The organism is Grimontia sedimenti (assembly GCF_011045095.1).
Classification (GTDB): domain Bacteria; phylum Pseudomonadota; class Gammaproteobacteria; order Enterobacterales; family Vibrionaceae; genus Enterovibrio; species Enterovibrio sedimenti.
The window spans coordinates 1-19,982 of sequence record NZ_JAALDL010000007.1; the positions used below are offsets into that span (position 1 = coordinate 1).

The following is a 19,982-nucleotide window of genomic DNA, read 5'->3' on the forward strand; positions in this document are numbered from 1 at the left end:
TTTGTTTGGTGAACCGAAACCGATGATGGTTTTGGTACAAATCAGGGTAGGACGACCGGTTTCTGCTTTCGCTGCTTCAATGGCTGCGTTGATCGCATCTGCGTCGTGACCGTCAACGGCTGGAATAACGTGCCAGCCGTAAGATTCGAAACGCTTCGGTGTGTCGTCAGTGAACCAGCCTTCAACGTCACCGTCGATAGAGATGCCGTTGTCATCCCAGAACGCGATCAGCTTGCCCAAACCCAGTGTGCCTGCCAGCGAACATGCTTCGTGAGAGATACCTTCCATCAGACAGCCGTCACCCAGGAACACGTAGGTGTTGTGGTCAACGATGTCGTGGCCTTCACGGTTGAACTGAGCAGCCAGTGCTCTTTCTGCAATCGCCATACCGACAGCGTTGGTGATCCCCTGACCCAGTGGGCCCGTAGTGGTCTCGACGCCTGGCGCGTAGCCGTACTCAGGGTGGCCTGGAGTTTTAGAATGCAGTTGACGGAAGTTTTTCAGATCGTCGATAGACAGATCGTAACCAGTCAGGTGCAGCAGAGAGTAGATCAGCATAGAGCCATGACCATTTGACAGTACGAAGCGGTCGCGATCTGCCCACTCAGGGTTTTGTGGGTTGTGGTTCATGTGGTCACGCCACAGGACTTCGGCGATATCTGCCATGCCCATTGGGGCGCCTGGGTGACCAGAGTTGGCTTGTTGTACACCGTCCATGCTGAGGGCACGGATCGCGTTTGCTAAAACCTTGCGAGAAGACATGTCTGCTCCTGAGATCATTAGAGGTTTTGAGTTATAGGCAATCCGGCACAATACTTGTTAACAAAAGCAGCCAGATTGCTGAATTCGGCGGGCGGGTATTGTCGCAATAGTCCAGCAGCTCTGCAAACGTTTTACATGGCTGATTTTATGGGGTTCTGTCTGTTCAGAGCGTGAAATCTCTGCATCTATTTGTAACTACAAGATTACAGGCGCAAACGTTTACTTATTTACGCGGACTATTTGTGAGGTTGATTTATACGGCTCCCTGCGTAGAATGGACGTCCAGATGGCAAAGCATCTATACTTTTATACGGTCAAAAGACCAAAGGTGCTTGTGCAAACAGATATTCGGTATCAACCAAATTTATTATTGCTAGGGAAAAGACATGGCTAAACACCTGTTTACTTCTGAGTCAGTGTCAGAAGGTCATCCAGACAAAATCGCAGATCAGATTTCAGACGCCGTTCTTGACGCGATTCTGGAACAGGATCCAAAAGCACGCGTAGCCTGTGAGACTTACGTGAAAACCGGCATGGTGATGGTAGGTGGTGAAATCACGACATCAGCATGGGTTGATATCGAAGAACTGACCCGCGAAACCGTTCGCGAAATCGGCTACGTTCACTCTGACATGGGTTTCGACGCAGATTCATGTGCGGTTCTGAACACCATCGGTAAACAGTCGCCAGACATCAACCAAGGCGTTGATAAAACTGACCCTAAAGAGCAGGGCGCAGGCGACCAAGGCATCATGTTCGGTTACGCATGTAATGAAACTGATGTGCTGATGCCAGCACCTATCACTTACTCTCACCGTCTGGTTCAACGTCAGGCAGAAGTGCGTAAAAACGGCACCCTTCCTTGGCTACGCCCGGATGCTAAATCTCAGGTTACCTTCCAGTACGACCAAGGTAAGATCGTGGGCATCGATGCGGTTGTTCTGTCTACCCAGCATTGCGACAGCATCTCGACGCCAGACCTGCGTGAAGCAGTGATGGAAGAAATCATCAAGCCAGTACTGCCAGCAGAGTGGCTGAACAAAGACACCAACTTCTTCATCAACCCAACTGGCCGTTTCGTTATCGGTGGCCCAATGGGTGACTGTGGTCTGACGGGTCGTAAGATTATTGTTGATACCTACGGCGGCGCAGCTCGTCACGGCGGCGGTGCATTCTCGGGTAAAGATCCATCGAAAGTTGACCGTTCAGCAGCTTACGCGGCGCGCTATGTCGCGAAGAACATCGTTGCTGCAGGCATGGCTGACCGTTGTGAAATTCAATTGTCTTACGCCATCGGTGTGGCAGATCCAACGTCTATCATGGTGGAAACCTTCGGCACCGAGAAAGTGTCTCACGACATCATCATCGAAGCGGTTCGCCAGCACTTTGACCTGCGCCCTTATGGCCTGCAGGAAATGCTGAACCTGCTGCAACCTATCTACAAAAAGACAGCAGCTTACGGTCACTTTGGTCGAGAAGAGTTCCCTTGGGAAAAGACCGACAAAGTGGCAGCACTGCGCGATTTTGCTCAAATCAAGTAATCGCAATCTGCATGTAAAAGGGAAGCTCAGGCTTCCCTTTTTTGTTTCTGTTCCCTACCCTGTCGGCTCTTGAATCTAAACTGCCGAACATGAACGAACTCCACTACCGTCTTACCCAACGCGTCAGCGAATGTATCACTCTGGCTAACAAACAGCTTGGGAGTGAATTTGCTGTGCCTGCAATTCGGTTTGATATTCGTGGGAAAACGGCAGGAATGGCATTACTTCAACGCTGGCAACTCAGGTTTAACCCGGTATTGCTGGAAGAAAACATTCAGGCGTTTTTTGACGAAGTGGTGCCACATGAAATCAGCCACTTGATCGTTTATGCCCGCTTTGGAAAAGTGCGGCCCCACGGCAAAGAGTGGCAGGCAGTGATGTCACAGGTGTTTGGTGTGGCACCCAAAACCACCCACAGCTTTGATGTCAGCTCTGTTCAGGGCAAAACTTTCACCTATCAGTGCGGTTGTGACCATATAGAGCTCTCTATTCGTCGCCACAACAAAGTTCAGCGCGAACAAGTTCAGTATGTTTGCCGCCGCTGTCAACAGCCACTTGTTTTCATCCCCCTCCATTGCATAAGCAACGACTTACCTATCAATAGACTCTTCAATTAACACTAATTTAGTGCGATTTCACTCGCAATAGTCTGTAATAATCAAACCACACAATTCCAACACCGAGCGCTAATTACACATGAGAACATTTCTGATGCTGCTTTCGGCACTGCTGATCCCCTCAATGGCAGCAGCGGCTGAGCATCCGCAATCCTTCAGTAAAGCCAAACGCATCGCGCAAAAAATCTATCTGGACTACCCCACTTCGTTTTACTGCGGCTGCGACATTGAATGGCATGGCAAGAAAGGCGTGCCTGATTTTTCTGAGTGTGGTTATCAAGTCCGCAAACAGGAAAAGCGTGCCAGTCGCATTGAATGGGAGCATGTGGTGCCTGCATGGCAATTTGGCCACCAGCGTCAATGCTGGCAAGACGGAGGGCGCAAGAACTGCACCCGCAATGACGTGGCTTTCAAACTAATGGAAGCTGACCTGCACAACCTGGTTCCCGCCATTGGCGAAGTTAACGGCGACCGCTCAAACTTCCGCTTCTCGCAATGGAATGGCAACGACGGGGCTTTCTACGGTCAGTGCGCGGCGAAGGTGAACTTCAAGCAACGTGTATTTGAGCCGCCAGCACAAAGCCGCGGTGCCATTGCGCGAACCTACAAGTACATGAACCAGCAATATGATTTTCGCCTGGCATCCGCTCAGAAAAAGCTGATGGACGCTTGGGACAAGACCTACCCAGTCAACGAGTGGGAATGTGAACGCGACCGCCGCATCGCCCGCGAGCAAGGTAATCACAACCCGTTCGTGCAAGCTTCCTGCGAAAAGGCCGGTCTATAACCTCAGCGCCGGACTACTGACTACAGGCAGCAGCGTGATACACTGCTGCCTATTGTTATCCAGTCATGAAAAGACCATGCGTATCCCAAGAATTTTCCATCCCGAGCCCCTGCCTGACACTGGCCGCGTTGCCCTGAGCGATGACGCAGCCAATCACGTTGGCCGTGTGCTTCGTATGCAGGCAGGTCAGGAAGTCTTGCTGTTTGATGGACACGGCGCAGAGTTCCCTGCCGTGATTGCTGAATCAGGTAAAAAATCTGTCAGTGTTGATATTGTTGAGCGTGTTGAACGCAGCATCGAATCTCCGCTGGATTTGCACTTGGGCCAAGTCATCAGCCGCGGCGACAAAATGGAGTTCACTATTCAAAAATCGGTGGAACTGGGCGTCAACGTCATCACCCCACTGATCTCTGAACGTTGTGGTGTCAAACTCAATGCAGATCGCTTCGACAAGAAACTGCATCAATGGCAGAAAATCGCGATTGCCGCTTGTGAGCAATGCGGGCGCAATCTGGTGCCAGAGATTCGCCCTGTGATGTCGCTGGATGAGTGGATGCAGGAGACATTCAACGGGCTGAAATTGAACCTTCATCCTCGTGCAAAATACTCAATCAATACCCTGCCCGAGCCGGTTAGCCGTGTGCGTTTGCTGATTGGCCCTGAAGGCGGTCTGTCATCAGAAGAAATTGAACGAACCCGTGAATTCGGGTTTGAGGAAACATTATTGGGGCCACGTGTTCTGCGCACTGAAACCGCAGCACTGACGGCAATCACTGCCCTGCAGGTTCGCTTTGGCGATCTGGGTTAAAGGCGACCTCGGTTAATAAGGATAAATTAATGATCAAACTGGGCGTAGTGATGGATCCAATCGAGTCCATCAACATCAAAAAAGACTCCTCCTTTGCCATGATGCTGGAAGCGCAAAAGCGCGGCTGGGAAATTCATTACATGCAAATGAATGACCTGTCTTTAGAGCAAGGCAAGGCGCTGGCACGCACCAAGATTGTCACGCTGGAAGAAAACCCGGAGAAATGGTTCGAGGTGGTCAGCGAGCAGGAAATCGCGCTGGCCGATCTCGACGCTGTGTTGATGCGTAAAGACCCGCCGTTTGATACCGAATACATCTACGCGACTTACATTCTTGAGCGTGCGGAAGTAGAAGGCTGTCTTATCGTCAACAAGCCGCAGAGCCTTCGTGACTGTAACGAAAAACTCTTCACTGCTTGGTTCCCAGAACACACGCCAATCACGCTGGTGACCCGTCGTGCAGACCAAATCAAAGCGTTCCAGGAAAAACACGGCGACGTGATCCTGAAACCTTTGGATGGCATGGGTGGCTCGTCTATCTTCCGCGTGAAGCAAGGCGACCCAAACCTGTCAGTGATCATCGAAACCCTGACTGGCCTTGGCAATAACTACTGTATGGCGCAGACGTTCGTCCCAGACATCAGCAATGGCGACAAACGCATTCTGGTGGTAGATGGTGAGCCGATGCCTTACTGTCTGGCTCGTATTCCTGCCAAAGGCGAAACCCGTGGCAATCTGGCAGCAGGCGGCCGTGGTGAAGCGCGCCCACTCAGCGACACTGACTGGGCAATTGCCCGTGCAGTGGCACCAACGCTGAAAGAGAAAGGCCTTATCTTCGTGGGTCTGGACATCATTGGTGACAAGCTGACCGAAATTAACGTGACCAGCCCGACCTGTATCCGAGAAATTGAAGCCGCATTTGATATCAATATCAGTGGCAAACTGATGGATGCCGTCGAAGCTCGCCTGCAAAAATAATCGCAAGGCAAACCGGGCGAAACTGCTCGCCCGGATCTGACATTCTTCAGCTTACTGCTCATAATGAAAGTAGGCTCATACGCAATGAAGGGCGCAATGTGGAAGACACAGTGAATTTAAAAAATCATTTCTTGGTCGCAATGCCCAGCATGGCCGATGAACGCTTCCAGCACAGTGTCGTTTACATGTGCGAACACAATGAAGACGGGGCCATGGGGCTGGTGATCAACCAGCCCATCAATATCTCCATTGCCAAGATGCTGGATCAAATCGAAGTGGAGCGCGAGCAGGATGTTACCCATCCGGTCAGCCTTGACCAGCCCGTGCTGTTTGGCGGTCCAGTTTCGGAAGATCGCGGCTTTGTCCTGCACAAAAACCTCAAGCTGTATGGCTCCAGCATCCAGCTCTCTGATGAGCTGACCGTGACGACATCCAAAGATATTCTCAGTATCTTGGGAACCACAGAGGAGCCCGAGCAATTCATTGTTGCGCTTGGCTACGCAGGTTGGGATGCCGGTCAATTGGAGCAGGAATTGGCAGAAAACAGTTGGCTGACGATTGAAGCCGATCCGAAAGTGATTTTCGACACCCCCATCAACGAGCGCTGGGAAAAAGCCCTCAAACAAATGGGCATAGACGCCTTGAACCTGTCCGCTGACGTTGGACACGCATAAGAGTTTTCCATGAGTAACATTCAGACTGTGCTGGGTTTTGACTACGGCACTAAAAGCATCGGCGTGGCCATCGGTCAGGCCATTACCGGCACTGCCCGACCGCTAAAAGCCCTCAAAGCCAAAGATGGCATCCCTAGCTGGGAAGCCATAGACGTCATTTTGAAAGAGTGGACACCCGATTTAGTAGTTGTAGGTTTACCCTTGGATTTACACGGCGGCGAGCTTGAGACCATCACGCCCCGCGCCCGTAAATTTGCCAACCGTCTGAAAGGCCGTTTCGGTGTGAACGTGGAGCTGCATGACGAGCGTTTGACTACCACAGAAGCGCGCTCTTCCCTTTTCGAATACGGTGGCTATAAAGCCCTGGGCAAAGGAGAGATCGATAGCCAGTCAGCAGTCATCATTGTTGAGAGCTGGTTTGAAAACCAATACGGTGAATAAAAGAAAAGCGCCCTGAGGCGCTTTTCTTTTCTCTGTGAAGGACAACTTTCTTTACTGCCCCTCAATACTGACATTCGCCAGCGACAAACTGCTGGATGACTGTTCCGCCATCTTCATCATGAGTTTGAGATCATTGCGCGAGTCCGCATGATGAAGCGCTTCGTCTTTAGAAACCTTGCCCGCCTGGAACAGCTCAAACAGGGACTGGTCAAAGGTACACATTCCCGCGTTCTTGCCTTTGCGGATCGTTTCTTTCAGCTCATGCAGCTCACCACGGCGAATTAAATCCGACACATGAGAGGTATTGAGCAGAAGCTCGTATGCGCCATGACGGCCGATACCACTGACATCTGGCACCAGTTGCTGAGCCAGAATACCACGAAGGTTTAGCGACAAATCAAACAGGAACTGCTCCCGACGTTCTTTAGGCACCAGATGCAATACCCTTTCCAGTGCCTGATTGGCATTGTTGGCGTGTAAGGTTGCGATACAAAGGTGACCGGTTTCAGCAAACTGCATGGCATATTCCATGGTTTCCTGCGTTCGGATTTCGCCAATCATGATCATATCCGGCGCCTGACGCAGCGAGTTTTTCAGCGCCACTTCGTAGCTGTCGGTATCAATACCGATTTCACGCTGGGTCACGATGCATTTGTCATGCGGGTGGATAAACTCAATCGGATCTTCCACTGTCAGGATATGGCCGCTGCGGTGTCGGTTACGGAACCCCACCATCGCTGCCATCGAGGTTGATTTACCTGAACCTGTCGCACCGACAATCAACACCAGACCACGCTTGGCTATCGACAAATCCTGAATCACATCAGGTAAGCCCAGCGAGTAAATATCAGGGATTTGGGTTTCAATGCGGCGAAGTACCATGCCCGGCAAATCACGCTGCCAGAACGCACTGACACGGAAGCGTCCATTTTCAGTGACTAAAGCAAAGTTCGCTTCACGGTCGGCATAAAACTTCTGCTCGGTTTCGGTATCCATGGCCTCAGTAACCAGCGCTTTGACACTTTCTAAGTCGAGCTTTCCAGCCACTGGTTTTAGGCTACCATCGACACGCAACATACAAGGCGCATCAACCGTGATGTAGCAATCCGACGCTTTCTGCGCCAGCATCTTATCCAGAAGTTCTTGGAGCGTGTTCTGCATGGTTAGAAGCCCATCCCTGCGTTGTCCAATGCTTTGTTTGCTTCGGCCGTGTCCACCAGCCCTTGCATGGTGAGGTTACGAAGTGACTGCTCCATGGTCAGCATGCCAAGACCTGAGCCGGTTTGGATCATCGAATACATCTGGGCAATCTTGTCTTCACGGATAAGGTTTCGAATCGCCGGTGTCGCAATCATCACCTCATGGGCAGCAATACGGCCACCGGAAATCTGCTTCACCAGTTTTTGCGAAACTACCGCACGCAGCGATTCAGACAGCATGGAGCGCACCATCGGCTTATCCGCCCCCGGGAAGACATCGATAATACGGTCGATGGTTTTTGCTGCACTGGAGGTGTGCAGCGTACCAAAGACCAAGTGACCGGTTTCTGCTGCCGTCAGCGCAAGGCTAATAGTTTCTTTATCACGAAGCTCACCCACCAGAATCACGTCCGGATCTTCGCGCAATGCCGAGCGGAGCGCATTGTTGAAGGAGTGGGTATCACGGTGCACTTCGCGCTGGTTGATCAAACAGTTTTTCTGTTCGTGGACAAATTCTATCGGGTCTTCGATGGTCAATACGTGACGATGCTGACTGCTGTTAATTTTGTCGATCATCGCCGCCAGCGTGGTCGACTTACCTGAGCCTGTCGGCCCCGTGACCAGTACCAGACCTTTCTGATATTCGGTAAATTGCTGAAACACAGCTGGTGCGTTAATCGCATCAAGTGTCGGAATTTTCGAAGGAATGCTCCGGAACACCGCGGCACAACCTCGGGATTGATGAAATGCATTCACACGGAAACGGCCGACAGACGCCAGCTCAAAAGAGAAGTCCACTTCAAGGTTCTGTTCAAACTCGCGCTGCTGGGCATCGTTCATGATATCGAAAATAAGACGATGCACCGCATTGTGGTCTAGCGGAGGCAGGCTAAGCTTGCGGACATCACCATCTACGCGGACCATTGGGGGAACTCCCGCTGAAAGATGTAGATCTGAAGCGTTATGCTTTACACTAAAGTCCAGTAATTCAGTAATATCCATTAACTCGTTTCCTCGCAGAATCTAACATGTGTAGTATCAAACAAAACCTAGAACAGGTCACCAGCCAAATAGACAGTGCCGCACAAAAATGCGGGAGAGACGCCTCTGGCGTGCAATTGCTCGCTGTCAGCAAAACCAAACCCATTGGAGCCATCGCAGACGCCGTGGAAGCAGGTCACACCCTGTTTGGTGAAAACTATGTGCAGGAAGGTGTCGAAAAAATCACCCATTTCAGCGCGATTCACCCCAATCTTGAATGGCACTTTATTGGCCCTATCCAGTCCAATAAAACCCGGCCGATTGCAGAGCACTTCGATTGGGTTCATTCGATTGACCGCAGCAAGATTGCGCAACGCCTGAGCGATCAGCGTCCGGATGAATTAGCGCCACTTCAGGTGCTGATTCAGGTCAACACCAGCGGGGAAACTTCTAAATCCGGCACCGGATTTGAAGAAGTGAAAACGCTGGCAGATGAAATTGATGCATTGCCAAACCTGGCGCTTCGCGGCCTGATGTGCATTCCGCAGCCGGAAGACGATCACCAGAAACAGCTTGAAGCCTTCGCGCCGCTGTCTGCGCTGTTTGAAGAAATGAAAGCAGGTCGCCCGCAATTTGATACCCTGTCGATGGGTATGAGCGGCGACATGGATGCAGCGATTGCTTCCGGCAGCACTATGGTGCGAATCGGCACCGCGATTTTTGGCGCACGTGATTATAGCAACCGCAAATAGCTCATTAATCTAGGGCCTGTTGACCCTAGGCGAAGTCATCACCATCGCAAAGGAATTAAGATTGATGGAACAACGCACAATTGCCTTTATCGGTGCCGGCAACATGGCACGCTCGATCATTGCTGGCCTGATTGAATCCGGCTATCCAGCAGATAAAATCACGGCGGTTAACCGTACGCCGGAAAAAAGCGCCGCGTTTCGTGAAACCTTTGGCATCAATGCGAATGAAGACGGTATTGAAAGCGCGAAGCAAGCCGATGTTGTTGTGCTCGGCGTTAAACCACAAGGCATGGAAGAACTCCTAGCCAGCATGCAAGATGTTGACTGGTCGAATAAACTCACGATTTCTATCGCAGCCGGCATATCAGTATCGCGTCTGAGCGAAATGGCTGGCACACCGCTCAACCTTGTTCGTGTGATGCCAAACACACCTTCATTGGTTGGTGAAGGAATGAGTGGCCTTTATGCGCCAGACTCTGTATCTGATGCTGACCGACAATTCTCAGGCGAACTGTTAAGCGCCGTTGGAAAAGTCTGCTGGGTGAATGAAGAGTCTGGCATCAATGGTGTGATTGCCGCAGCCGGCAGTGCACCTGCCTATTTCTTCCTGTTCATGGAAGCCATGCAGAAAGAAGCAGAGCGTCAGGGATTTGATAAACAAACCGCACGGGAGCTTGTTCAGCAAGCGGCGCTCGGCGCGGCTAAATGGTGGTTGCCAACCCAGACATTGAACTGGCAACCTTAAGAGAACAAGTCACGTCCAAAGGCGGCACCACCGCTGAGGCACTGAACGTATTTAATAACAAACAACTCAAGGAAACGGTCTCTGAAGCCATGCAGGCTGCAGTGCGCCGCGCCGAAGAGATGGAATCGCTATTTTAGGGCTAATTTATGAACTCGATGAATTTTCTCGTTTCAACACTGTTCGATCTATACATCATGGTGGTGTTGCTTCGAGTCTGGTTGCAGTGGGCACGCGCTGACTTCTACAACCCATTCAGCCAATTTGTGGTGAAAGCTACCCAGCCAGTGGTTTCACCGCTGCGCCGCATCATTCCTTCCATCGGAAGCTTGGATTTAGCGACCGTACTGTTTGCTTACTTGCTGTGTGTAGCGAAGTTCTTCACCCTGCAATTGGTCGGTTCAGGCACCCTGGTGTTTGATTCAAGCTACTTCCTGATTGGTTTAGTGGCATTGGTGAAAGCCGCAGGTGGCCTACTGTTCTGGGTACTGATCCTTCGCGCTATTCTGAGCTGGGTGAGCCAAGGCCGCAGCCCAATTGAATATGTGATGGTTCAGCTTACTGAGCCACTGGTCGCGCCAATTCGCCGCGTGATCCCGCCATTGGGCGGTCTGGATCTCAGTATCCTGTTCCTGTTTATCGCGCTGCAGTTCCTGAACTTCTTTATCGGCGATCTGCTGAGCCCTTACTTCGGTAATCTGTGGTTCGTGCTGTAAATCATGACCGCACCACGCCCTGCCTGGCTGGATAGCGATGACCTTATCTTAAGGCTCTATATCCAGCCTAAGGCCAGCAGGGACCAATGGATGGGGCAACACGGCGAGGAAATCAAACTCGCCATCACCGCCCCGCCTGTTGATGGCAAAGCCAACGCCCACCTCACCAAATTCCTGTCGAAACAGTTCAAAGTGGCCAAAAGCCAGATTGATATCGAAAAAGGTGAGCTTGGCAGACACAAGCAGGTTCGTATTCACAGCCCTTCGCTTTGTCCCGATGCCATCAGTGATCTGATCCCTGCACTTAAGCAGTAATAAAAAGGTGCGTCCTTTCCCGTGCTACTAAGCAAATGGTCTTAGGCGACTCGGCAAATGGACGCACTGGTTTCAACCGACAAGGATATACGTCATGAAACGTTTCTTTCTCCCCCTGATCAGTGCACTGATGCTGCTCTCCCCGTTTGCACACGCAGGTAAGTCTAAAGACATCGGCACGCTGGAAGTGCATTACTCGGCGTTTAACTCCACCTTTATCACCCCAAAAGTTGCCAAGGCCTACGATCTGAAACGCAGTGGTGTGAATGCCATCCTGAGCATCGCCATTTTAGATAAAGCACAGGCAGGAAAACCGGCACTCACAGCCACACTGACCGGCGAAGCGCGCAATCTTCTAGGCAACAAAAAGCCACTGACCTTCCGCGAAGTACGTGAAGGCAATGCGATTTACTATCTGGCAGAGCTTCGGTTTGCCAACGAAGAGAATTACGCCTTCACTATTGATATCAGCGCTGAAGGAAACCGCAGCGGAAAACTGACCTTTAACCAGACGTTTTACGCTGACTGACCCCTGTTTATTCAGGTATCATGGCGCCCCATTGCGGCGCCTTTTTTTGGTTTTCGATTCGCGGCCGCCCCCAAATTCAGGAGAGAACAATGAGCAAAGTGGTTCTGGCAACAGGTAACACTGGCAAAGTCAAAGAGATGGCTGATCTGCTACAGGATTTCGGTCTGGAAGTGTTTGCACAGAGTGAGTTCGCAGTAAAAGATGCCGACGAAACTGGCACCACCTTCATTGAAAACGCCATCATCAAAGCGCGCCATGCAGCAAAAGAAACTGGCCTGCCAGCAATTGCTGATGACTCCGGCTTGGAAGTGGATTACCTCAACGGTGCACCGGGCGTTTACAGCGCACGTTATGCCGGCGAAGGAAAGGGCGATCAGGCGAATCTGGAAAAGCTGCTGGAAAACATGACGGACGCACCGGATGACAAACGCACCGCGCGTTTCCACTGTGTGCTGGTTTATATGCGCCATGCAAACGACCCAACGCCACTGGTTTGCCACGGTAAATTCGAAGGTACCATCGCACGCGAAGCGTCGGGCTCACACGGCTTTGGTTACGACCCAGTGTTTTACGTGGAAGAACATGGCTGCACACTGGCAAACATTGAGCCTGCAGTGAAAAAGCAAATCTCACACCGCGGTCAGGCGCTGAAGAAGCTGTTTGCTGCCATGAGCGAAGAGAAGAAGTAATCCCCGATGGCGGTTCACATTCCCCTGAGCCTTTATGTTCACATCCCCTGGTGTGTGCAAAAGTGCCCGTACTGCGATTTCAACTCCCACACGCTGAAAGGCGAGGTACCGGAGCGCGACTACATTGATGCCTTACTTGATGATTTGAGAAAAGATCTCAACCGTTTCAAAGGGGTGAGTGGCCGCGAATTGCATTCCATCTTCATTGGTGGTGGTACACCGAGCCTGATGTCACCGGAAGAGATCACCCGCTTGCTGCAAGGCATCGAAGCGCAGATCCCGTTTGATGATGACATTGAAATCACCATGGAAGCCAACCCCGGCACCGTGGAAGCCGACAAGTTCGTCGCTTACCGCAAAGCCGGCGTGAACCGCATATCGATTGGCGTGCAGAGCTTTGATAACCACAAGCTTGCCCGTCTTGGCCGCATTCACGGTGCAGAAGAAGCCAAACGTGCTGCTAATCTGGCGCATGAAGCTGGGCTTAACAGCTTTAACCTCGATCTGATGCATGGTCTTCCTGATCAAACACTCGAAGGCGCGCTGGATGACCTCAAACAGGCGATTGCGCTCAATCCGCCGCACCTTTCCTGGTATCAGCTCACTATCGAGCCGAACACCCAGTATTACTCTAAGCCGCCCACACTGCCGGATGATGACGATCTTTGGGACATCTTCGAGCAAGGCCACAAACTGCTGTCTGATGCCGGTTATGTACAGTATGAAACCTCTGGCTACAGCAAGCCGGGATTCCAGTGCCGTCACAACCTCAACTACTGGCGTTTTGGTGATTATCTGGGTATCGGTTGCGGTGCTCACGGCAAAATTACCTTGGATGACAATACTGTACAGCGCACAGTAAAAGTGAAACATCCGCGCGGATATCTCGATCCTGAGAAAGACTACCTCAGCGAATTGCATATAGTGGAAGCAGATGAACTGCCGTTCGAGTTCTTCATGAACCGATTCCGACTGGTGGAGTCCTGCCCGAAAGCCGATTATCCGGCAAGAACCGGGCTGGCACTCTGCACCGTCGAAACGCCGCTTCGACATGCGATTGAGGAAGGCTTGCTGGCTGAGACTGACTCCCACTGGCAAGTGACAGAGAAAGGGCGATTGTTCCTGAACGATCTACTCGCAGGGTTCATCAACGAGTAGGCAGCAATGCGACGCTGCCTTTTGTTCTCGAAAGCAAAGGACAGCGTTGTAGATGAAGAAGTATCTGATTGCCCTTGGCGTGATAGCGAGCTTTCCCTCCCTCGCACTCGCGCAACAAAATGACTTATATACCGCTCTGCCAGATTGGGTAGAGCCCATTTCCCAAATCCCCGAACTCGACAAGAGCGCCCACTTCTACGATCAACAATTTTTGATTGTGGACAGACAGCTTAACCTTGTCGTACCCAACCCCGTCGAATATAAACGTTACACCAGCAAAGTGGTCTCGATTGAAGGTGTTGAGTCCGGCTCCCAGATCTCAATTGACTTCGATCCTTCCTATCAGAAAGTTGCGATTCACCGCCTCGAACTGGTGCGGGGCGGTAAAGTACTGGATCGAAAAGAAACCGCTCAGATCGACCGGTTCAAACGGGAAGTGGATCTTGACTCCCTGCTCTACAACGGTGATGAAACCCTGCATATCGTGCTTGATGATGTTCAGGTAGGTGATGTGATTGACGTCAGCTACACCATTACCGGTTTTAATCCCGTGTTTGGTGAACGCCGTGAGTGGTACATCAAAACCGGCTGGGCAAGCACCGTCGCGCTGGTGAATGCGCGTATCCTTGCGCCCTCGGATAGTGGTATTTCAGTGACTAATCTGGACGGTAAAGGACAGGGCGATTTTCGCCAGACCCGCGACGATGGCATCACGACTTTCACCTACCGACAAGCTAATGGTTTGTATGACTTCGACGAACCTGAACAGCCGCGCTGGTACAACCCATATCCTTATCTTCACGTTTCGAGCTATACAGATTGGAAAGATGTGGTGAGCTGGGCGCTGCCGCTTTATCAAGCCACTCCGGACGACGACGAAGTGCAGGCATTGGTCAAAGATATCCAACAAACCTATCCGGATGCACCGGAGAAGCAGGCTGTGGCTGCGATTCATTTTGTGCAGAACAACATCCGCTATCTGGGTATTGAAAACGGCATTGGCTCTCACAAGCCGCGCCCGCCTGCACAAATCATTTCCCAAGGCTATGGCGATTGCAAAGACAAAGCCCTGCTGTTGGTTTCCATGCTGGAAGCCATGGGCGTTGAAGCTTATCCCGCGCTGGTCGATACTTTCTGGCGCGATCAATTGGCTCATCAACCTGCCGCTCCATTCAGCTTTAACCATGTCATTGTGGCGCTAAAAAAAGAAGGTGAATGGATTTGGATTGATGCCACCCGTACCCATCAGGGAAACCGACTCGACACCCTCGCCCAGTCAAGACTCGGGTATGGCCTGATCCTCAAACCTGACAGCAAGGAGCTCACCCAGATGACGACACAGGAAGTTCCTGTGACTCAGGACATCGAGCAGCGTTATGTGGTCAATCATGCCAACACACAGAGCTATCTGGCGGTGAAAACCACCTATCGAGGACTGGAAGCAGAACGCTGGCGCCGGTATTTGGAATCAAAACCTTTGCGTGAACTGGGCGAGGAATATGCCAACTACTATGCAGGCTTTTTCAGTGGTCTGGATTTTCTGCGTCCGTTGTCCATCAGCGACGATAAAGATCTGAACGAGCTGACACTCAATGAAGCGTACGTGATTGAAGATCTCTGGTCGAAGACCGATGACACCTACTCGTTTGTCATTTCCGGTGACATTGTCGATGACTACCTGACCAAGCCGGATCTCATCCGTCGCAAAACCCCATTCCGCTTTGGCACCGATGGGGCAGTTCGTCAGAAAATCAAATTGAGTCTTCCTGAAAACTGGGACATTGAGCAATCGGAAAACACGGTGAGCAATCCGTTTTTCGAATTTAAAAGCTCGCTGAAAACCGTGGCCGAACCCGGTGAAGTGCTGCTTAATAAAACCTATGTAGAGGCAGATTATTATTACCGGGCGAAAACCCGCTATGTAGAAGCCAAAGAGCTGCGCCAGTATATGCGACATGTGGATGACGCCTGGCAAAACGTGGATTACGAGTTTACCTACAGACCGTAAAAATGCAGACAGCAGAAGCAAAAACGGCGCGGAATACCGCGCCGGTTTTTTAAGAAGATAAAACTATCTAACGGTGACTGTCTTCCAGCCCTTCAACGCCGGGATAAGTTCAGATATTTCCGACTCCCGATCCTGCCAGACGCCAAGACGAGAACACAGCTCCTGTCTGACACCCACAGTACGATTGCGCTGCACACGGACTTCATTGGCGAGCTTGTCCTGAAGCGTTGCCATCTTCTTGGAGATAAATTCCATGCGATTGTTCTGACCAGCGCTCAATGCCGCAATGTCCATCAAACCACGACTCGACACGGTGGCGATTAACTGCGGCAGGCTTGATTCCAGTTCGCGTACTGTGTGGGTCAGCGCTCTGTGGTTAAGCTGTGGCGAATGATCTTCGGCGTAAAAAGAGGCACTGACACTGCGTTGCAGGTGCTGGTGGAACTGACCAAATTCACCACGAAGACTGCTTTGTTCACCCAATTCGGCAGCCAACACGCCATCAAGCGCCCGCCAGGAGGTTTGCAGCTCATCAGACAGCGATTTACTGATAAACGGTAAATCTGCACGCACTCTCTCACTATAAGCGGTGAGAGAAGCTTTCTGCGCATCATTCAGACTAACGCGGTGTACATCGACATAGAGGCTGCCGTTGGGTTCGATGCGGAACGTATTATTGTTCTGCTCGATAAAGATACTGTTGGACTTGATTTCGATATCGCCATGGAGCTCAGGGCGACAAGCGTCCGCCGCCGCAAGAAATGGCAACATCGCCAACAACGCACAGGATACTTTCAGCATATTTGTCAGACTCACAATTCCCATAAACCTTCTCCGCATCTCAGGCTTAGACGGTGTCACCCGGTTTTGAAGTCACACCTGTCCAGGCACTAGAGTCTGACTGCAGACCCTAGAAGATTGAACGGCCGATGCGCTCTGCCAGCAGTTCTAGTGCTGCTGTGCCCGCGAGGGAGTTGCCTGATGGATCCAGCTCCGGTGACCAGACGGCGATAGACATTTCGCCCGGCACGATTGCAATGATCCCACCACCGACGCCGGACTTACCCGGCATGCCAACTCGGTAAGCAAACTCCCCTGCGCCATCGTACAAACCGCAGGTGGCGAGAAGCGCATTCACCTGCTTACTCTGAGTCTGGCTGACAATTGTTTTTTCTGCGCCTAAAGGAAGTCCCTTATTTGCCAGATAGTTAAAGGTCTTTGCCAGATCCACACAGCTCATACGAAGCGCGCAATAATGGAAGTAGTTAGCCAGTACCGGCATCACATCGTTGTCGAAATTGCCGAAAGCCCGCATCAGATAAGCGATTGAGGCATTGCGATCGCTATGATCCATTTCGGAAGATGCCACCATTTTGTCGTAGCAAATATGCTCGTTACCGGACAGGCGACGAACGAATTCCAGCATACGTTGACGGGGGGCAGAAAGACGGCTGTGGAGCATGTCGCACACCACCAGCGCGCCGGCATTGATGAATGGATTTCGGGGGATTCCCTGCTCCATTTCCAACTGGATCATCGAATTGAATGCCTGACCGGAAGGCTCCTTACCCACGCGGCGCCAGATCTCCTCTGGCTGGTAATTTTGCAGGGCTAGCGTGAGACTGAGCACCTTGGAAATAGACTGAATAGAAAAGGCTTCTTCGGCATCACCCGCTCTGATGATTTCGCCGTCGTTGTAGCACACCGCGATACCCAATTTAGAGGCAGGCACTTTTTTCAGAGCCGGAATATAGTCGGCGACTTTGCCCTGTCCGATCAGCGGACGAACTTCTTCCAGGATACCGCTCAAAAGCTCTGGGGTGGGTTTCATTGCTATCTCCAGTGGTCAAAAAAGCCAACACGAGGTTGGCTTTAGGCTTTGCAACACTTTACATAGTCGTGTCGCAAGAATGGTATGAGTTTTTTATTAATCGACGCGGGCGTACTTCATATCCCAAACGCCGTGGCCAAGACGGTGGCCGCGCGCTTCGAATTTAGTCAGTGGACGCTCTTCAGGGCGTGGAATGTATGGGCCATCTACCGCTGTGTTTTTGTAGCCCGGTGCCACATCCATCACTTCAACCATATGTTCAGCATAGTTTTCCCAGTCCGTCGCCAAGTGGAAAATGCCACCGATTTTCAGCTTGTCACGCAGCATTTGAACAAATGCTGGCTGAACGATGCGGCGCTTGTGGTGACGCGCTTTGTGCCATGGGTCCGGGAAGAAAAGCTGAACGGTATCAAGGCTCGCAACTGGCAGCATGTGCTCGAACACTTCAACCGCGTCGTGACACATGACGCGCAGGTTGGTGATTCCTGCGTCGCGCGCTGCCATCAAACATGCACCAACACCTGGGCTGTGCACTTCGATACCGATGAAATTTTTCTCCGGTGCATTCTTTGCCATTTCAACCAAAGATGCGCCCATGCCGAAACCGATTTCCAGCACGACTGGGTTGTCGTTTCCGAACACTTCAGTCCAATTGAGTTGCTTCTCTTCGAAGTCGATACCCATGGTCGGCCAGCAATCGTTCATTGCTTGCTCCTGACCTTTGGTCAAACGCCCTTCGCGACGTACAAAGCTTCTGATCTTACGAATAACTTTGCCGTCTTCGTTCAATTCGGTTTTGATGACTTCTGCCATGGTGTTATGCCTGCAACTCAATAATGAAGAAAAGTTAAGCGGATCGCGCATTATCCAAAGATTGCGCCTCGGTGCAAGTCTTGGACGCTTGCCGTACAAATCTTTCCAGAAAACGTGGTCTTTTTTAATCAGCGACCGTAGTAGACTGTCCGCCAATAAAGATAACAAAGAGCAAGCAAAGTGAGTCAGTCTTTTTCCGATGCCATTTTGACGTGGTATGACAAATACGGCCGTAAAACCCTGCCGTGGCAGCAAGAAAAAACACCTTACAAAGTGTGGCTGTCAGAAATCATGTTGCAGCAAACACAGGTTGCGACGGTTATCCCCTATTTCGAACGCTTTATGGCGCGCTTCCCCACTGTGGTGGACTTGGCCAATGCAGACCTTGATGAAGTGCTGCACCTCTGGACTGGGCTTGGCTACTACGCCCGTGCCCGCAACCTACACAAAGCGGCGCAGAAAATCGCCACTGAATTCGGTGGCGAATTCCCAACAAACATTGAAGATGTGATGGCACTACCCGGTGTCGGCCGCTCAACCGCCGGTGCTGTGCTTTCACTGTCACTCGGTCAACATCATCCGATTTTAGATGGCAACGTAAAGCGAACCCTTTCCCGCCACTTCGCCGTTGAAGGCTGGCCAGGTAAAAAGCCTGTCGAGAACCTTCTTTGGCAACATGCCGAGGCAAACACGCCTGCCGAAGGTGTACAGCGCTACAACCAGGCAATGATGGACATGGGTGCGATGATTTGTACCCGAAGCAAACCCAAGTGCGATATCTGCCCGGTCAATTACAGCTGTGAAGCCAATGCACTGGGCCGTCAGACAGATTTTCCCGGAAAGAAACCCAAGAAAACTATCCCAGAGAAAGAAACCTGTTTTGTTCTGTTCCAGTACAACGACCAAATCTGGCTGGAGCAGCGACCACCAGCAGGACTTTGGGGTGGGTTGTGGTGTCTGCCGGAGACCTCCGAGCAAACCGCTGAGGGTTTTATCTCCCATAAACTGGCGGCAAACAGCCATGAGAAACCTGAACATCTGACGGCGTTTCGTCACACCTTCAGCCATTTTCACTTAGATATCGTGCCTGTTCGCGTCAAGTTACACAGTAAACCCGATAACATTGGGGAAAACGGGATCATGGAAGGCAACGGCGGGCTTTGGTATAACTTAACCCAACCAGCGAAAGTCGGGCTGGCAGCACCGGTACAAAAGCTGCTGGAAAGCCTGACCAGAGAGCTAGAACTTTCAAATAATAACTAGGGTAACTAGGAGCTTAATGATGAGCCGCACTGTATTTTGTCAGCGCCTGAAGAAAGACGCAGACGGTCTGGATTTTCAACTTTATCCGGGTGAGCTGGGTAAGCGCATCTTCGACAACATTTCCAAAGAAGCGTGGGCATTGTGGCAGAGCAAGCAAACCATGCTGATCAATGAGAAAAAGCTCAACATGATGGATCCAGAGCACCGCAAACTGCTCGAAGAAGAAATGGTGAAGTTCCTGTTCGAAGGCCATGACACTGTGATCGAAGGCTACACTCCTCCTTCAGAGTAAGGCTTTCTGCACACAATCTGTCTTACAGCTTTGTATTTAAAAGCATCTTGATTACGCTAATCGGGATGCTTTTTTGTTTTTACACGG

The 19,982-nt window shown here is 51.3% G+C and carries 22 protein-coding genes and 1 pseudogene; 17 read left to right on the top strand and 6 right to left on the bottom strand.

Annotated elements, in window-relative coordinates:
- On the bottom strand, window positions 1–762 hold a 762-nt coding region (locus G5S52_RS10715; protein WP_497707158.1), incomplete at its 3' end, for a thiamine pyrophosphate-binding protein.
- A gap of 386 nt (window positions 763–1,148) precedes the next feature.
- Between G5S52_RS10715 and metK the strand changes: the two genes are divergently transcribed.
- The 7 genes from metK (at window position 1,149) to ruvX (ending at window position 6,607) form a co-directional block, all read left to right on the top strand.
- The gene (metK, locus tag G5S52_RS10720; RefSeq protein WP_002537496.1) at window positions 1,149–2,303 is read left to right on the top strand and encodes a methionine adenosyltransferase; all 1,155 of its coding nucleotides are present in this window, start codon (window positions 1,149–1,151) and stop codon (window positions 2,301–2,303) included.
- Window positions 2,304–2,392: 89 nt separating this feature from the next.
- The gene (locus G5S52_RS10725; RefSeq protein WP_165013457.1) at window positions 2,393–2,920 is read left to right on the top strand and encodes a SprT family zinc-dependent metalloprotease; all 528 of its coding nucleotides are present in this window, start codon (window positions 2,393–2,395) and stop codon (window positions 2,918–2,920) included.
- Window positions 2,921–2,999: 79 nt separating this feature from the next.
- Window positions 3,000–3,707, top strand: coding sequence for an endonuclease (locus G5S52_RS10730; protein ID WP_205743864.1), 708 nt, complete (start codon window positions 3,000–3,002; stop codon window positions 3,705–3,707).
- A gap of 76 nt (window positions 3,708–3,783) precedes the next feature.
- Window positions 3,784–4,515, top strand: a complete 732-nt coding sequence (rsmE, locus tag G5S52_RS10735; RefSeq protein WP_165013459.1) for a 16S rRNA (uracil(1498)-N(3))-methyltransferase — start codon at window positions 3,784–3,786, stop codon at window positions 4,513–4,515.
- A gap of 29 nt (window positions 4,516–4,544) precedes the next feature.
- A complete protein-coding gene (gene gshB / locus G5S52_RS10740; RefSeq protein ID WP_165013461.1) occupies window positions 4,545–5,492 on the top strand; it encodes a glutathione synthase in 948 nt (315 codons plus the stop codon).
- Between the two features lie 110 nt (window positions 5,493–5,602).
- A complete protein-coding gene (locus G5S52_RS10745) occupies window positions 5,603–6,166 on the top strand; it encodes a YqgE/AlgH family protein (RefSeq protein ID WP_165013463.1) in 564 nt (187 codons plus the stop codon).
- Between the two features lie 9 nt (window positions 6,167–6,175).
- Complete coding sequence (ruvX, locus tag G5S52_RS10750; protein ID WP_165013465.1) at window positions 6,176–6,607, top strand: Holliday junction resolvase RuvX; 432 nt, start codon at window positions 6,176–6,178, stop codon at window positions 6,605–6,607.
- A gap of 51 nt (window positions 6,608–6,658) precedes the next feature.
- Here the strand turns inward: ruvX and G5S52_RS10755 are convergent, their stop codons facing one another.
- Together G5S52_RS10755 and G5S52_RS10760 are read right to left on the bottom strand one after the other, a co-directional pair.
- Complete coding sequence (locus G5S52_RS10755) at window positions 6,659–7,768, bottom strand: PilT/PilU family type 4a pilus ATPase (protein WP_165013467.1); 1,110 nt, start codon at window positions 7,766–7,768, stop codon at window positions 6,659–6,661.
- A 2-nt stretch (window positions 7,769–7,770) separates the two neighbouring features.
- Window positions 7,771–8,808, bottom strand: coding sequence for a type IV pilus twitching motility protein PilT (locus G5S52_RS10760; protein ID WP_039849741.1), 1,038 nt, complete (start codon window positions 8,806–8,808; stop codon window positions 7,771–7,773).
- Between the two features lie 26 nt (window positions 8,809–8,834).
- Between G5S52_RS10760 and G5S52_RS10765 the strand changes: the two genes are divergently transcribed.
- From G5S52_RS10765 to G5S52_RS10800, 8 genes and pseudogenes are all read left to right on the top strand, one after another.
- Window positions 8,835–9,539, top strand: a complete 705-nt coding sequence (locus G5S52_RS10765; protein WP_165013469.1) for a YggS family pyridoxal phosphate-dependent enzyme — start codon at window positions 8,835–8,837, stop codon at window positions 9,537–9,539.
- Window positions 9,540–9,603: 64 nt separating this feature from the next.
- A pseudogene (proC, locus tag G5S52_RS10770) lies at window positions 9,604–10,421 on the top strand (pyrroline-5-carboxylate reductase).
- 9 nt (window positions 10,422–10,430) lie between these two features.
- On the top strand, window positions 10,431–10,997 hold the full coding sequence (locus G5S52_RS10775) for a YggT family protein (RefSeq protein ID WP_046304353.1): 567 nt from the start codon (window positions 10,431–10,433) through the stop codon (window positions 10,995–10,997).
- Between the two features lie 3 nt (window positions 10,998–11,000).
- Window positions 11,001–11,312: a DUF167 family protein YggU gene (gene yggU / locus G5S52_RS10780; protein WP_165013471.1), complete on the top strand. Its 312-nt coding sequence runs from the start codon at window positions 11,001–11,003 to the stop codon at window positions 11,310–11,312.
- 94 nt (window positions 11,313–11,406) lie between these two features.
- The gene (locus tag G5S52_RS10785) at window positions 11,407–11,841 is read left to right on the top strand and encodes a DUF4426 domain-containing protein (protein WP_165013473.1); all 435 of its coding nucleotides are present in this window, start codon (window positions 11,407–11,409) and stop codon (window positions 11,839–11,841) included.
- A gap of 89 nt (window positions 11,842–11,930) precedes the next feature.
- A complete protein-coding gene (locus G5S52_RS10790) occupies window positions 11,931–12,530 on the top strand; it encodes an XTP/dITP diphosphatase (RefSeq protein ID WP_165013475.1) in 600 nt (199 codons plus the stop codon).
- Between the two features lie 6 nt (window positions 12,531–12,536).
- Window positions 12,537–13,688, top strand: a complete 1,152-nt coding sequence (gene hemW / locus G5S52_RS10795) for a radical SAM family heme chaperone HemW (protein WP_165013477.1) — start codon at window positions 12,537–12,539, stop codon at window positions 13,686–13,688.
- A 52-nt stretch (window positions 13,689–13,740) separates the two neighbouring features.
- Window positions 13,741–15,696, top strand: coding sequence for a DUF3857 domain-containing transglutaminase family protein (locus G5S52_RS10800; protein ID WP_165013479.1), 1,956 nt, complete (start codon window positions 13,741–13,743; stop codon window positions 15,694–15,696).
- A 63-nt stretch (window positions 15,697–15,759) separates the two neighbouring features.
- On the opposite strand, the gene G5S52_RS10805 is transcribed toward G5S52_RS10800, so the two are convergent.
- From G5S52_RS10805 to trmB, 3 genes are all read right to left on the bottom strand, one after another.
- Window positions 15,760–16,521: a DUF2884 family protein gene (locus G5S52_RS10805; RefSeq protein WP_165013481.1), complete on the bottom strand. Its 762-nt coding sequence runs from the start codon at window positions 16,519–16,521 to the stop codon at window positions 15,760–15,762.
- An 85-nt stretch (window positions 16,522–16,606) separates the two neighbouring features.
- Window positions 16,607–17,527 (bottom strand): glutaminase B, encoded by a 921-nt coding sequence (gene glsB / locus G5S52_RS10810; RefSeq protein WP_165013483.1) that lies wholly within the window; start codon window positions 17,525–17,527, stop codon window positions 16,607–16,609.
- 96 nt (window positions 17,528–17,623) lie between these two features.
- Window positions 17,624–18,340, bottom strand: a complete 717-nt coding sequence (trmB, locus tag G5S52_RS10815; RefSeq protein WP_165013485.1) for a tRNA (guanosine(46)-N7)-methyltransferase TrmB — start codon at window positions 18,338–18,340, stop codon at window positions 17,624–17,626.
- A gap of 180 nt (window positions 18,341–18,520) precedes the next feature.
- On the opposite strand from trmB, the gene mutY reads away from it, so the two are divergent.
- Both mutY and G5S52_RS10825 read left to right on the top strand, forming a co-directional pair.
- A complete protein-coding gene (gene mutY, locus G5S52_RS10820) occupies window positions 18,521–19,603 on the top strand; it encodes an A/G-specific adenine glycosylase (protein ID WP_165013487.1) in 1,083 nt (360 codons plus the stop codon).
- Window positions 19,604–19,622: 19 nt separating this feature from the next.
- A complete protein-coding gene (locus G5S52_RS10825) occupies window positions 19,623–19,895 on the top strand; it encodes an oxidative damage protection protein (RefSeq protein ID WP_046304361.1) in 273 nt (90 codons plus the stop codon).
- Window positions 19,896–19,982: the final 87 nt, after the last annotated feature.